The sequence below is a fragment of the Candidatus Limimorpha sp. genome, from assembly GCF_056203535.1.
This window is the reverse complement of the sequence record NZ_JBADWU010000034.1, coordinates 32,136-47,044: the sequence shown is the minus strand read 5'-3', so window position 1 is coordinate 47,044 and position 14,909 is coordinate 32,136. Positions and strand designations below refer to the sequence as shown.

Genomic DNA, 14,909 nt, shown 5'->3' with positions numbered 1-14,909 from the left:
GCAGAGCCCGTTCCCTCGTCCGGCCGCATGGCAAAACTACGATTTTTTCACCAACTGATACAAATATGAAAACTATTGTCTAATTTTGCATCGCATCCCTGAAGTCAACAGACTTCGGACACACTGTTTGAAACACTACCACAAAATTCCTTGAAAACTTGTTTTTTGATTATGTTTGCAAAAAATATCAAATCATGTACTGCTACGAATATCCTCGACCATGTGTTACAACTGATTCGTTGATTTTCAGAAAGATAAATAACAGTTGGCACATCCTTTTGATTGAGCGTGGCAACAATCCTTTCAAAGGTTGTTGGGCTTTGCCGGGCGGTTTTGTCGAGATGGACGAAGACCTTGACGCGGCTGCGGCACGGGAATTGCAGGAAGAGACGCATTTGGAAGACATCGATTTGCATCAGTTGTATGCTTTCGGTGCGCTCGAACGCGACCCGCGGCACCGCACCATCACCATTGCCTACTGGGGCATCGACAATTTCGGAAAAACGGCCACGGCTGGCGACGATGCGGCTAATTTACAATGGTTTGCGCTCGAAAATCTGCCGCCTTTGGCTTTCGACCACGATAAAATAATTGCTAAAGCAATAGAAACGATAAGTTTAGAATCTAAATGAAAAACACTATGAAAAAGCATCTTTTTCTCATCATCGGCTGCCTTTTGATGGTTTTTGTAAGTTCTTGTAATCCAACGGAAAACACCGATGTTGATGCCAACCAGATATACGGCAAATGGCGCGATGGAACGGTTTACGAGCGCTACGATTCCGATGGAACGGGTGTAACCTGGGACACTGCCGATGACGTCACCGAAGCGGAAGCCCAGCCTTTTTCCTGGACTTTGAACGGCACGCGGCTTCTTCAAGAACATCAACTTGTTGAAATGGGGGCGGTTTTACCAAAAGTATATACTGTTACTAAACTCGATCCCAACAATTTCAATTATGTAGATGATTACGGTTTCGGCCACAATTTTGTGAGAGTCAATTGATTTAGTTATGAAAAAAGCACTTAAAATAATAGGAATCAGTCTGTTGTCGATTGTCGGTCTTGTCATCATTGCGGTTGTCATTGCGTTTTCTGTGGTGACTTCATCGGGTAAACTTACCAGTCTTGTGAAAAAATATGTGCCCGAATTTGTCACTTGCGAGGTGCAGTTGGGCAAAGCCGACTTGACGATTTTCAAGACTTTCCCGAACATCGGCGTAGTGATTGACAATGTGGCACTTATCAACCCGATGCAAGGCTCACCGTCCGATACGCTGGCCAATATCGACAAGCTGATTATATCAGCGGATTTGAAGAAATTTTTGAAGGAAGATGAAATCGTGGTCAGGAAATGCGTGCTGGAGAATGCTTTCGCCAACGTGTATACCGATGAAAACGGCAATAACAATCTGAATGTTTTCAAGACATCGGAAAACAGCGATACGACATCCTCAAATTTTAATTATCTTGTTAATCTTGAAGAAGTTAAGTTGAAAAACTCCAAGGTCATTTACACCGATGCACGCTCAAATATGCTGGCCAATGCCGATGACCTCAATCTTGATGTGAAAGGCAATATGAAGGACAGCGATATTGATGCCGAATTGGCCTTGAAAGCCGAAAACCTTGCTTTGAACATGAAAAGCATTAACTTGAAAACCAATGCTTTATCACTTGATTTCGATGGTAATGTGAATGATTTCAACCAAATTGACGGCACGCTGAAGCTGGCTACGCCTGACATTTGCCTGAATTTGGGTGAGGATTACCTGAACAACGATGCGCTGGATCTGACGCTTCCTTTGCATTTCAACCTCGACAATATGTCGGGCACACTTGATGATGCGCAAATTACTCTGAATGAATATCTTATCAATCTCGCTGGCGATGTTGAAATGGCAAAAAACGGTGACATCAACATGGACTTGAACCTTAACACCAACACGCTGATTGTCGAAGATGTGATGACTTATCTGCCCGAAAAAGTCGCTAATTCATTGAGCAGCATGGAGTTTGCCGGAAGGCTTTCCATCGCCGAAGCGCAGGTGAAAGGAACATTTAACGATTCCTTAATGCCGCTCATTACGGCCAAAGTGCTGACCGATAAGGCTTCCGTGAATATTCCGAGTCTGCCTTATCCGTTTACCGATGTCGATTTGCAAGCTTTATTAGATTTGAATCTCAACGAAAAATCGAATGTCGAAGTCTCTCAATTGACAGCAAAATTCCACGATACAAAACTGAATGTCAGTGGTTTTGTCAACGATTTGACCGATAACTTGAATTTTGACCTCAATGCCAAGGCTGATTTGCCGATGGCCGACATTAAGGGTTTTCTGCCGAAGAATATGAAAATCCAGGGGCGCACCGATGTCAATCTGAATGCAAAATTCACTTTGGATGATTTGATGAAATCTTTGGACGATTACAACCTCAACCGCCTGACAGCCAATGGAACGCTGAAAATCAAGAACTTTGCTTTCGATATGGACACCATTCACGCTGTGGCGTCGAAACTGGATATCAATCTCACTTTGCCTGCTTCGCGTAAAATCAAAGGTCGCAAAGGCGCTTATATCGCGCTGGCAAGCGGCAATTTGACGGCACAAGTTGGCAAGGAAATGAATGCCAAGCTGAACGATTTCGCCCTGAGTGCGACCGCCGATGATTTTGCCGGCGAGATAGGGAAGATGAACCTGAATGCCGACCTGAATTTCAGCAAGTTGGATTTCGTTTATGATACCATTAAGGTCAATGCCAATTCGCCGTCGATTACTTTTGTGACGACGCCTTCGAAGCAAAAACCGAAGGACTTGAACGCACGCGTTACTTTCGACAGCAAGCAGCTCGATGCCAACATGGGGCAGGCCTATCTGCTCAATACCGAATCGCTGAAAGTGACGGCGGCTGCGCATCAGGATAACACGAAAAACGATTTCCTGAACAAATGGAATCCAGAGGCTGATTTTTCGCTGAAAAACGCTGAGGTTCAAGTTGATGGCATCAGTGAAACCATTTATGTCCCGAACATTGATTTCCTGTTCAATTCGCATGAATTGGGCTTCAAGAAGAGCACCGTGAAAATCGGGCAGTCCGATATGAGTTTGGAAGGTAACGTGGTGGGCATTAAGGAATGGATTGAAAACAACGACAATCTGATGAAAGGTGAACTGCAATTGACTTCTGAGTTTTTGAATATCAATGAATTGATGGATTTGACATCAGGCTTGGGCAGCGACCCGGATTCGTTGGCAATGGACGAAACTGTCAGCAAGGAAGACAATCCTTTCATCGTGCCGAAAGGTGTCGATTTTTACTTTGGCGTCAAGACGAAAAATGCCATTTACGACAATTTCGACCTGAATAATCTTGGCGGACAAATGACCGTGAAAGACGGCACTTTGATTTTGCAGGAAATCGGTTTTACCAACAAGGCTGCCGAAATGCAACTCACTGCCATGTACCGCTCGCCGCGCAAAAACCACCTTTTCCTCGGCATGGATTTCCACCTTTTGGACGTACAAATCAACGACTTGCTGACGATGATTCCTTACATCGACACGCTGGTTCCAATGTTGCGCACTTTCGACGGACAGGCTGAATTTCACATTGCAGCCGAGACTTACCTCAAATCCAATTATCAGCCGAAGGTCTCCACAATGCGTGCCGCCGCTGATATTGAGGGCCAGAACTTGACCGTGAACGACCAGCTTTCGTTTACGAAAATCACTGATATGTTGGGTGTTAGCACTGATGGCAATTATAAAATCGACAGTTTGGATTTGCAGATGACGGTTTTCAAGGATCAAGTCGATTTGTATCCGTTCATGATTTCAATTGGAAAATACAAGGCCGTGGCTTCGGGCCGACAGAATCTCGACAAGACCTGCAGCTACCACATTTCCGTCACCGATTCGCCTTTGCCTACGCGTTTGGGCTTGGATATTTCTGGCAGTCTTGGCAATCTGAAATTCTCTTTGGCACCTTGCAAGTACAAGAATCTTTACCGCCCTGAACGCCGCAGCGACACCGAAAACATGACGCTTGAATTGAAACGGAAAATCGCAGCATCGCTGAAAGACAATGTTTTGTAATATGTTGAATGAGGCTACGCAACGATTTGTCAAGGAGAATCTTTCGGCTGATGTCAGGGAACTGGCTTTGAAAAAAGCGCCTGCCGATGTCGATTTGCCTTTGGCCTTGCGTCAAATCGAAGCGCGGCAAATTCTGCAAAAGAAAGTGCCATCGTGGAGCGAAAACGATAATTTGCTGTTTCCCATTCATCTTTCTGTTGAACAATGTTCGTCGGAAGCAACGGCAAATTACAAGTCCAATTTGCTGAAAGGCAAGACTTTCGCAGATTTGACAGGCGGACTTGGCATCGACTGTCATTTCATTTCAAGGCATTTTGAGCAAGCGCATTATGTGGAGATGAATCCCGATTTATGCGAACTTGCGCGGCATAATTTTGAAGTTTTGCAAAGTCCGATTCAAGTGTGGAACGAAACTTCGGAAAGTTTTCTATTGCATTGCAAACCAATGGATTGCATTTTCATTGACCCAGCGCGACGCGACCAATACGGGCGGAAAACCGTTTCCATTTCCGATTGCACGCCCGATGTGGTGCAATTGCAGCAAATCATGCTTGAAAAAGCTGAAACCGTGATGATTAAACTTTCTCCAATGCTCGATATATCAAAAGCCCTGAGCGAGTTGAATCATGTGAAGGAAGCCCATATCGTTGCGGTTGCAAATGAATGTAAGGAATTGATTTTCATACTTGAAAGAGGCTTTGAAGGCACTATTCGTTTTGTTTGTTCCAATCTTTTGAGTCAACAGCCGCAAATGGATTTCGCTTTTGAAGCGGAGCAAAATTGCAATTTGGCTTTGGCCGATGGCGTGAAACGTTATCTTTATGAACCCAATGCTGCGATTATGAAAGGTGGTTTTTTCAAGTCGTTGGCAAAGCGCACCAATACGTTTAAATTGCATAAAAACAGCAATTTATACACTTCTGATGATTATGTTTCTGACTTTCCGGGCCGCATTTTCGAAGTGGAAGGTTGGGCGCATTATAATAAAAAGGTGAAACAGGTTTTGCTGGATGGAGTAAAGAAAGCCAGCATTGCGGTAAGGAATTTTCCGCTTTCGGTTGCCGAGTTACGCAAAACGCTGAAAATTGCTGATGGCGATGAAACTTACCTTTTTGCCACAACCTTGAAAGGCGAAGAAAGGGTGCTCATAAAAACGAAAAAAGCCTGAAAACCAGGCTTTTTCTTTTTCAATAAATGGATAGCAATTTATCTTTTGTCGGGGATACCGAACTTGCACCACCAGGTCTGATCGTACTTTTCCTTGATGGATTTCTTGACTTGCAGGGTGTGCTTTTTCAGCACTTCCATGGCAGCGTGAGCCTCTTCGCTCTTCTTGCGGGCCTCTTCCTGCATCTTGTCGAGTTCGGCTGACAAAGCTTCCAAACGCTTGCAGTCTTCTTCCATCTTCAATAAAATAGATTCGCTGGCACCAGATTCCCTTCCAAGACGCTGGTTCCTTTTCACACCTGTGAGGATTAACTTTGATTTTTCGAGTTGGTCTTTAAAAATTTGATACATGACTTAAAATTTGGAGGTGCAAAAGTACAAAATTCAAGTTTATTGCCGCTCAAAAATATGTCCTTTTTCCGTAAATTAAAATGTATAGGCAAACTATCGTTCACCTATACATTCAAAAAGCAGGTTTTCAATATTACATAAAATTACAAATTGACTTCATTCAAACATTTCAGCGTTTAGAACACAAAGGTGAAGCCAAATGAAAGTGCGTGCAAATCAGGGGCTTTGTTCGTGTCGAATACAGGCAGGATGTCGTAGTTGACGAAAATACCGAAATCATCGTAAGTAACTCTCAGTGAACCTTCAAGGCTGAACAGACTGGTGCTGTAGCGTCCGAAATCCCTTTCTCTGAAACCACGGTTCCGTCTGCTTGCGTCGGGAATCAGCTGCTCGACGTTCTTGTATTCGTAGTACGCTTTGTTTACGGCAAACAGCCTGATGCCTCCCGTTACGCCAGCTTCGATGCAGAAATCTCTTGTCGGGTTGAATTCAAGCATGAGTGGCACATTGAAATACATCGTCACCAAACGGCTTTTTCTCATTTTATATTGGTCTTCATCAATCCATGAAGCCGAAAGCTGATTGGGGTCGTTCACCAAAACGATTGGGTTTTTGAAGAAAAACCTGTTGAATGAGAAGCCAAAGCCCGTAAAAATGCCGGATTTGTGATTTCTGTCGAAAGCCACACCCGCACCAAAGCAATTCACTTCAAAATACAGGCTTTTCATTGGCCTTTGTTCCAGAAATTCATAGCCTTCGTCAAAATCCTGGTTCAATGAAGGTGTCAGCAAGGTGTTCAGACCCAATCCGAAACTGGCCCAGTTCGGTTCAAGGAAGTGGCTTCCTCCTTTTGTGTTTTGGACATTGTTCTGCATGTCTTTCTCAAAATTCTTTGCTTTCTTTTCAAATTTCTTCGCTTCCATCTCGAATTTCTTGGCTTCCATTTCATATTCCTTGAAACGTAGATCAAGGCTGTCGCCCCAATCGTTCCATTGGTCTTCGCTCCAATTTTCACGCGAGCCTTTCACAATGCCTTGGGTTATGTCCTTCACCAGATTGCCCAAATCCTCGTCAAGCTGTTCCCTGTCAGTTTTTGCACCAACATTCTCGGCGTTTTTTTCCATTCCTTTAATTTCAAAGGTATTCCAATTGCGATGCTGTTCGTTGTCGAAGAATGGAGCGGCGGCACACAATTCATCTGACACCTCTGTTATGTCGAGATGTTCGTAGCCTTTTATTCGCCAACTTGAACCAACCTGTTCAAAAACAATGGGAGAACCCAAACTGGTAGCAATGCGGCAATTATCCGAAATCTGACCGGCATTTTTATTAGAATTATGGACAAAGACCATCTTGCGGACTTTGCCCAAATCGCCCTCTCCAATGCCTGTGACATTCACAAAGCTAATGGAATGATTCAGTTTTACGGCATTGAAATTGCCCGCACCTGACGATTCCACCATCAAAGCGGTAGCATCGCCACGCAAAGTGACATCACCGACACTTTCATTTTTCAGGTAGATGTTGGAATAAGACAGGTTCAAGTCAATGTCGCCAGCTCCGAAATTGTAAATGGATAGGTTTTTCCCTGCAAGGGCATCATGTGCAACGACATCGCCACACGAATTGACTTTCAGGTACTTCAAGGATGGAACTGTAACCTCGAAATTGTCGATGCCCGAAAGATAGACCACGCTGTCCTTCATCTCGAAATTCATGTTGTAACGAACCATTTCGTCGTTCCATCTCACGGCAAATTTGTCGCCTTGATAAATGGTGACATCACCAGTGGTGTTCACGACGATGGTGTTCACATTCGGATTGCCTTCAATTTTGGCTTCGTTGTCTTGCGCCTGCGCCATTCCTGCGGCGAAAAGCAGCAGCATTGTTGTAATAAATCCTGTTTTCATACGTTTATGTTTTGTTTGTTAGTAATCAGTTGTCGGTTTTCAGTTTTCAGTTATCAGTTCTCGGTATTCGGTAATCAGTTGTATAAATTCAAAATTGTCAAATCGTCTAATCATCCATAAGTCAAACTGTCTAATCGTCCATTTGTCCATCAAAAACACTCCTATTACGGCGAAAAGAAAGAAAAGTTACAACATGGCGCAAAATTTCCTACCTTTGCATTTTTAAATCGGAATCTCTTTGAAGAAACTGTATCAATATATTGTAAAGTCGTTTTTGGGCACTTTCCTGTTCACGTTTTTCATCGTGATTTTCATCCTGCTCATGCAGTTTCTATGGCTTTACATCGATGAAATGGTCGGCAAAGGCCTGGAAGCAAGCATTTTGCTGAAACTGTTTTTCTACATGAGCATCACTTTTGTACCTATGGCTTTACCATTGGCATTGCTTTTGGCTTCGCTGATGTGTTTCGGCAATTTCGGCGAACATTACGAACTGGCAGCCATGAAAGCATCGGGCATTTCGATTTGGCGCGTGATGCGTCCGCTCATGATTTTCTCGATTTTCCTCAGCGGAATAGCTTTCATATTCTCCAACAGCATCATTCCCGTAGCCACGCTGAAAGCCAGAATTTTACTTGTCGATGTGCGCACCCAGAAACTGGCTTTCGACATCAAGGAAGGCATCTATTACCGCGACATCGACGATTACGTCATCTATATTAATAAGAAAGGTGACGACGGAAGCCACATCTACGGTGTCAAGATTTACGACCACACCGACCGCGAAGGCAACACGAAAATCATGAGTGCCGATTCGGGCATGATGGCCCTAAGCCCCAACCGCCGCAACATCATTTTCACGCTTTACAACGGCTTCAATTACACCGATGTCACCACTGACAACGACTACAAGACGAGGCGACCTTTTGAACGCATGGCCTTCAAGGAAGAGCAAATCAAGTTCAGCCTTGCCGATTTCGACATGAATCACACAAGCGAAGACCTCTACAAGACCCACCATGAAATGATGAACATTCACCAACTCAGCACGGCTTTGGATTCATTGCGGACAAGATACGACGAACGGCAGAAAATGTTCACCGAAAGTTTCGGGAAAAGGATGAGCAACTACAATTCACGCGCTGAAGACACCACTGTCATCACGCAAGACAGTGTGGCAGCTGACAGCTCTCTCCTTTTGCAATGGCCGCTCATCGACAATCTCAATCCTGGCTCAAAAGCCGACGTTGTCAGCATGGCTGTTGGAAGCGCACAGAATGCCAAAGATAATGTCAGCTTCAACAATTCCGACTTCAAGTCGCAAACCGAAAACATCAGGAAACACCACAAGCAGTGGCACAAGAAATTCACACTCAGCATAGCCTGCCTGATTTTCTTCTTCATCGGAGCACCTTTAGGCACCATCATCCGAAAGGGCGGATTGGGCTTGCCGACCGTCATCTCTGTCCTGTTTTTTGTCGTCTACTGGGTTACATCCATGACCGCCGAGCGCGTGGCCGTAGCCGGCGACCTGAACATGTTTGTCGGTGTGTGGCTATCGTCCATCATACTTTTCCCTGTGGGTGTTTTCCTCACCATCAAGGCCACATCCGACTCGGCCCTTCTGGATGCCGACAGCTGGAGAAACGCTTTCAAAAAACTGACGCATCTTCATTCAAAATCCTAACAGCCATGAAAATCCTACTATTGTGCAATAAGCCCCCATATCCAGCCACGGAAGGTGGTCCGATGGCCATGAACAGCATCATTCAAGGCTTGCTCAACGCGGGTCATGAAGTGAAGATTTTAGCCGTCAACAACAGGAAATACAATGTGACCGAAGCCGATATTCCGGCAGAATACAAGGCCAAGACCGGCATTGAACTCATTGATGTTGATTTGAGAGTGAAGCCTTTGAATGCTTTGCTCAACCTTTTCACCAAAAAATCGTACAACATTGAGCGTTTCATCTCAAGAGATTTCACCAAGCGCCTCACCGAAGTACTGAAGTCGGAACATTTCGACATCGTTCAGCTCGAAATGCTTCACATGACACCTTACATAGAAACCATAAGGAAACATTCGAAAGCTTTAATCGTTCTGCGGGCGCACAATGTGGAACATAAGATTTGGGAACGCACAGCAAAGGAAACCAAATTCCCGCCTAAACGTTGGTATCTCAATCATTTGGCCAAAACCCTTCGCGAATATGAACTTAATGCTTTGGAAACCGTCGATGGCATTGCCGCCATCACACCCAAAGATGCAGCTTTTTTCAGAAAATACTGCTCAAAGCCCATCATCGACATTCCGTATGGCGTTTATTCCGAGGAATATGTGCCTAATTACGAGATTGACGACAAGCCACAATTCTATCATATCGGTTCCATGAACTGGATGCCCAACGAGGAAGGCATACGATGGTTCATCAACGATGTTTTGCCCGACACCTTGAAAAAAGTCCCCGATTTCGTGTATCACCTTGCAGGACGCAACATGCCCGAATGGCTTAAAACACTGAAAAACGAGCATGTCGATGTCATCGGAGAGGTGCCAAGTGCCAGGGAATTTGTAGCCAACCACGATGTGGCCATTGTCCCTTTGCTTTCGGGCAGCGGTATACGCATCAAAATCATCGAGTCGATGGCTATGGGCAAGACCGTCATCACCACGTTGGTCGGCGCCGAAGGCATCCTTTATGATGAAGATGTCAACATCATTATTGCCGAAAACAAGGCCAAGATGGTTGAAGCCATCCGACGCATCAACGAGAACCCGCAAATGGCCGTGGAAATCGGCAAGGCAGCGCGGAAACTCGTGGAAGAAACCTACGACAACCGCAAAATCATTGAAAGGCTGTTGCTTTTCTACGAACAAATCAAGCCTTCGAGCAAGATTACGTTCATGTAGTTTTCTCTCGCTGATGCCGTTGATTTGCACAGAGGTTTTTTGAACCGCTGATTTCGCTGATTTTTAATATACTACAGATTTTACGGATTTATACAGATAAATTTTTGGATGCGCCCTTCGACAAGCGCAGGGAACAGCGCATGAATTGACAGATTGGCAGGCGCACGAAAAGAAATTTACTCCAAAATTTACTCTTTAATTTACTCCGAATTTACTCTTTACCGCCATGGCGGAACATGATTTTTAGAATCGCAAATTACACTGATTACGCTGATTTTCAACAAACTACAGATAAAATAGTTTTGTAAATTTTGAATCTAATTATAGTTTTCAATAATTTATGATTCATTTATGGGAATTAGCGTTTAGCGAAGCGAAAAAACATCTATTTCCGTTACAGGTTATTTTTTAAAACGGAAATTCCTTACCTTTGTCGTCAAATTTCTGATGAAATGAAGATTTTCGTATTACTGCCACGCATTCCATACCCGCTTGAAAAAGGCGACAAGTTACGCGCATTCAATCAGATAAAGCAACTTGCCAAGCACAACGAAATCGTGCTTTGCGCCCTCAACGATGACCCGAAAACCGACGAGCAGCGGGCTTTCCAGACCTTGCAGCCGTTTTGCGTATCCATCAATTTCATCAGCATCAGCAAGCCGCAGATCGTCCTCGGATTGACAAGAGCCTTTCTCAAAGGCCTGCCCATGCAATGCGGCTATTTCTACAACAGCAAGGCTGCGAAGAAAATCAATGCGCTGATTGACAAATACAAACCCGATATGCTTTTCGGACAACTACTGCGCGTGGCTGAATATATCCGCAAAAAAGGCATTCCGAAAACCATTGACTATCAAGATGTTTTCTCGTATGGCATGAAACGTCGTGCCGACATTGCATCGCCTATCACGCGACCTGTTTTCAGCATGGAATATCGCCGCCTGAAACGCTACGAAGCCGCTATTTTCGATGATTTCGATGTCAAGACCATCATCAGCGAACCCGATCGCGAACTGATTCCACATCCAGAGAAAAACGAAATCCTCATCATCCCCAACGGCGTCGATCACGAATTTTTCGCCCCACAGGAAAAGGAAAAGAAATACGACATTGTGTTTACCGGCAACATGAGCTATGCGCCTAACGTGAATGCCGTCGATTATTTAGCCAATGAGATTTTGCCCATTGTCTGGAAACAAATTCCGAACGCAAAAATGTACGTTGCAGGCGCCACGCCCGACCCGAAAGTCAAGAAAGCCGCTTGCGACAACATCATCATCAGCGGCTGGCTCGACGACATCCGTGATGCCTACGCCCAAAGCCGCATTTTCATTGCCCCGATGCGCATCGGAACAGGCTTGCAAAACAAGCTCTTGGAAGCCATGTCGATGGGTTTGCCGTGCATCACTACGCCTTTGGCCAACGGCTCGTTGGGCGCAAAAAACGGCAAGGAAATCCTCGTTGGCAGCAACGCCGAAGAACTGGCGCAGCACATCATTACCCTACTGACCGACAACGACCGCGCAAAACAAATCGCCCAAGACGGGTTCGACTTCACGAACCGCGTCTACGATTGGGGCAAAGCCACGCAAATCATGGAAGAGGCAATGAAAGATGCAGTGCGATAACTATGATTTTTAAACCACTTTTCGCAGTATATTTTTTTGAATTTTATTGCACAATCAAAAGAAATACAATATTTTTGCTCATACGAATTTCAATTAAACCAACGCAAAAACAATTCAACATTTAAACACCAAACAACACAACATACATGGCACAACAAACTGACGACAAAAAAATCATATTCTCGATGGTCGGCGTAAGCAAAGTCATTCCACCGTCAAGACAAATCCTGAAAGACATTTACCTCTCCTTCTTTTATGGAGCGAAAATCGGCATCATTGGCCTGAACGGCGCCGGCAAGTCGACTTTGCTGCGCATCATTGCAGGAAAGGAAAAATCATACAACGGCGAAGTGGTCTTTTCGCCCGGCTATTCCATTGGAATGCTCGACCAGGAGCCGCAATTGGACGACAACAAGACCGTCCGCGAAGTGGTGGAAGAAGGCGTGCAGGAAATCGTTGATATGCTCAAGGAATACGAGGAAATCAACAACAAATTCGCCGAACCTGATGCCGATTTCGACAAGCTCATTGAGCGTCAAGGCGAACTCACCGAACTCATCGAAGCCCACGATGCATGGGAACTCGACAGCAAACTGGAACGCGCCATGGATGCTTTGAACTGTCCTGATGGCGACACGCCTGTCAAGAACCTTTCGGGAGGCGAACGCCGCCGCGTGGCACTCTGCCGCTTGTTGTTGCAAGAACCTGACATCCTGCTTCTTGACGAACCTACCAACCATTTGGATGCCGAATCCATCCAATGGCTGGAAAGCCATTTGCAGCAATATAAAGGCACCGTGATTGCCGTCACCCACGACCGTTATTTCCTCGACCACGTTGCCGGATGGATTCTCGAACTCGACCGCGGCGAAGGCATTCCGTGGAAAGGCAACTACTCCTCTTGGCTTGACCAAAAGACCGCCCGCCTCGCTATGGAAGAAAAGACCGAGAGCAAACGCCGTAAGACCTTGGAACGCGAACTGGAATGGGTCAGAATGGCACCAAAAGCACGTCATGCCAAAGGCAAGGCACGTCTGGAATCGTATGAAAAGATGCTCAACGAAGACGTGAAGGAAAAGGAAGAGAAACTCGAAATCTATATTCCGAATGGCGACCGCCTCGGTGCAAAAGTCATCGAAGCCAACAATATAACGAAAGCCTACGGCGACAAACTGCTGTTCGAGAACCTCAGTTTCAGTCTGCCACAAGGCGGCATTGTAGGTGTCATCGGTCCGAATGGTGCCGGCAAGACCACGCTTTTCCGCCTCATCATGGGACTGGAAAAGCCCGATTCGGGCAGTTTTGAAGTTGGCGAGACCGTGAAAATCGGCTATGTCGATCAGCAGCATGCCGACATCGACCCCGAGAAGACCGTCTGGGAAGTCATTTCCGACGGCAACGAACTCATCCAGTTGGGCAAACGCAGCATGAACTCGAGAGCCTACGTTTCGCGTTTCAATTTCAACGGCAACGACCAGCAGAAAAAAGCCGGTGTGCTTTCAGGCGGTGAACGCAACCGCATGCACCTCGCCCTCACCTTGAAACAGGAAGCCAACGTTCTGCTTTTGGACGAACCTACCAACGACATCGATGTCAACACGTTGCGTGCGTTGGAAGAAGGTCTTGAAAACTTTGCCGGATGCGCTGTCGTCATCAGCCACGACCGCTGGTTCCTCGACCGCATCGCCACCCACATTCTCGCTTTCGAGGGCGACTCGCAGGTCTATTTCTTTGAAGGCAGCTACTCGGAATACGAAGAAAACAAGCTGAAACGTTTGGGCAACAGCGAGCCGAAACGCTTCAGATACAAGAAACTGAAAGTTGATTAAACATAATATTACTAACCATTTAATTCATCTTGTCATGATAGCAAAAATCATCTACATCGTAGGTATCATCCTCTGCATCAAGGCCGTTTTGGAAATCCTCAAAATGAACATCGGCACAGCCGGGAAAATCATTTCCATCGTTATCCTTTTGGCAACAAGCTGGATTGGCCTCATCGTTTACTACCTTTTCGCAAAGGAACGCCTCACAAGCTGGTTCAAATAAACCATCTTGAAAAAATTTCATTCAAGAGCCTCTTTTTTGAGGCTCTTTTTTTGTGCATAATGAAAAACTTTCTATTTTTGTTGCCGTAAATACATTTACTAACTCTTAAAAATTAAACACTATGGAAGAAAATCAACTCAAGCAACTTGAAGAATGCAAAGTCTATGTTAACGAAACCAGAAAATGGATGAAGCTTTTCGGTATCATTATGATTATCGGAATTGTCTGCTTGGTCGTTATGGCAATCTCATTCATGTCGAGAGACTCAGCTCTCGTCAACACATTGATGCCGGAAATCAAAGGCATAACTGCGATTACAACAGGCGTTTTCTACCTTATTTTTGCCGGCATAATAGTATTCCCGACTATTTACATTTTCCGTGCAGTCAAGGCTGCCAAAACCGCAGTTGAAAGCAACGACAACGCACAAATGGTCGAATTCCTGAAAAACACCAAATCCTATTGGAAATTCATGGGCATCTACACAATCGTCATGCTTATATTTGCTGTAATAATCATGCTTTTCGCACTGATTGCAGCAATTGCAATAGGCTATTGACTGTTTTTCCCCATACAAGGCTTCCATTTTCGGGAGCCTTTTTTTATGCCCAAATTTCAAAAAACTTTTTCTTTGCAGCATTATTTTGAAGACAACAATATACGATTTGTCCTCTTTATAACCAAAACATCCAAAACCCATAAAACTTTACCTTATCCTCCTCTGAATCTCGCAACCGCTCGATTCAAATCAGCCTTTCGGCTTTTTCAACTTGCATCTTTCATCCTGGGTCTAA

At 45.0% G+C, this 14,909-nt stretch carries 12 protein-coding genes; 10 read left to right on the top strand and 2 right to left on the bottom strand.

Features of this window, described 5'->3' with window-relative positions; translation table 11 throughout:
* The first annotated feature begins 194 nt into the window (after positions 1 to 194).
* From AC06MN_RS03905 to AC06MN_RS03890, 4 genes are read left to right on the top strand one after another with little or no spacing between them, the layout of a single operon-like run.
* Entirely contained in the window at positions 195 to 632 is a 438-nt protein-coding gene (locus AC06MN_RS03905; protein ID WP_475671045.1) for an NUDIX domain-containing protein, read from the top strand.
* Positions 633 to 640: 8 nt separating this feature from the next.
* Entirely contained in the window at positions 641 to 1,006 is a 366-nt protein-coding gene (locus AC06MN_RS03900) for a hypothetical protein (RefSeq protein WP_475671044.1), read from the top strand.
* A gap of 7 nt (positions 1,007 to 1,013) precedes the next feature.
* Positions 1,014 to 4,097 carry a hypothetical protein gene (locus AC06MN_RS03895; protein ID WP_475671043.1) on the top strand — a complete coding sequence of 1,028 codons (3,084 nt, stop codon included), beginning with the start codon at positions 1,014 to 1,016 and terminating at the stop codon, positions 4,095 to 4,097.
* Between the two features lies 1 nt (position 4,098).
* On the top strand, positions 4,099 to 5,265 hold the full coding sequence (locus AC06MN_RS03890) for a THUMP-like domain-containing protein (RefSeq protein ID WP_475671042.1): 1,167 nt from the start codon (positions 4,099 to 4,101) through the stop codon (positions 5,263 to 5,265).
* Between the two features lie 38 nt (positions 5,266 to 5,303).
* Here AC06MN_RS03890 and AC06MN_RS03885 read toward each other — a convergent pair whose 3' ends face one another.
* On the bottom strand, positions 5,304 to 5,615 hold the full coding sequence (locus AC06MN_RS03885) for a hypothetical protein (protein ID WP_475671041.1): 312 nt from the start codon (positions 5,613 to 5,615) through the stop codon (positions 5,304 to 5,306).
* 176 nt (positions 5,616 to 5,791) lie between these two features.
* Positions 5,792 to 7,525, bottom strand: a complete 1,734-nt coding sequence (locus tag AC06MN_RS03880) for a GIN domain-containing protein (protein WP_475671040.1) — start codon at positions 7,523 to 7,525, stop codon at positions 5,792 to 5,794.
* A 238-nt stretch (positions 7,526 to 7,763) separates the two neighbouring features.
* On the opposite strand from AC06MN_RS03880, the gene AC06MN_RS03875 reads away from it, so the two are divergent.
* The 6 genes from AC06MN_RS03875 to AC06MN_RS03850 all read left to right on the top strand — a co-directional run bounded on the left by AC06MN_RS03875 (position 7,764) and on the right by AC06MN_RS03850 (position 14,674).
* Positions 7,764 to 9,212, top strand: coding sequence for an LptF/LptG family permease (locus tag AC06MN_RS03875; protein ID WP_475671039.1), 1,449 nt, complete (start codon positions 7,764 to 7,766; stop codon positions 9,210 to 9,212).
* 5 nt (positions 9,213 to 9,217) lie between these two features.
* The gene (locus AC06MN_RS03870) at positions 9,218 to 10,435 is read left to right on the top strand and encodes a glycosyltransferase family 4 protein (protein WP_475671038.1); all 1,218 of its coding nucleotides are present in this window, start codon (positions 9,218 to 9,220) and stop codon (positions 10,433 to 10,435) included.
* A 452-nt stretch (positions 10,436 to 10,887) separates the two neighbouring features.
* A complete protein-coding gene (locus tag AC06MN_RS03865) occupies positions 10,888 to 12,063 on the top strand; it encodes a glycosyltransferase (RefSeq protein WP_475671037.1) in 1,176 nt (391 codons plus the stop codon).
* Positions 12,064 to 12,209: 146 nt separating this feature from the next.
* Positions 12,210 to 13,892 (top strand): energy-dependent translational throttle protein EttA, encoded by a 1,683-nt coding sequence (gene ettA / locus AC06MN_RS03860; RefSeq protein WP_475671036.1) that lies wholly within the window; start codon positions 12,210 to 12,212, stop codon positions 13,890 to 13,892.
* 34 nt (positions 13,893 to 13,926) lie between these two features.
* Complete coding sequence (locus AC06MN_RS03855; protein ID WP_475671035.1) at positions 13,927 to 14,115, top strand: hypothetical protein; 189 nt, start codon at positions 13,927 to 13,929, stop codon at positions 14,113 to 14,115.
* A 121-nt stretch (positions 14,116 to 14,236) separates the two neighbouring features.
* On the top strand, positions 14,237 to 14,674 hold the full coding sequence (locus AC06MN_RS03850; protein WP_475671034.1) for a DUF5362 family protein: 438 nt from the start codon (positions 14,237 to 14,239) through the stop codon (positions 14,672 to 14,674).
* Positions 14,675 to 14,909 lie beyond the last annotated feature (235 nt).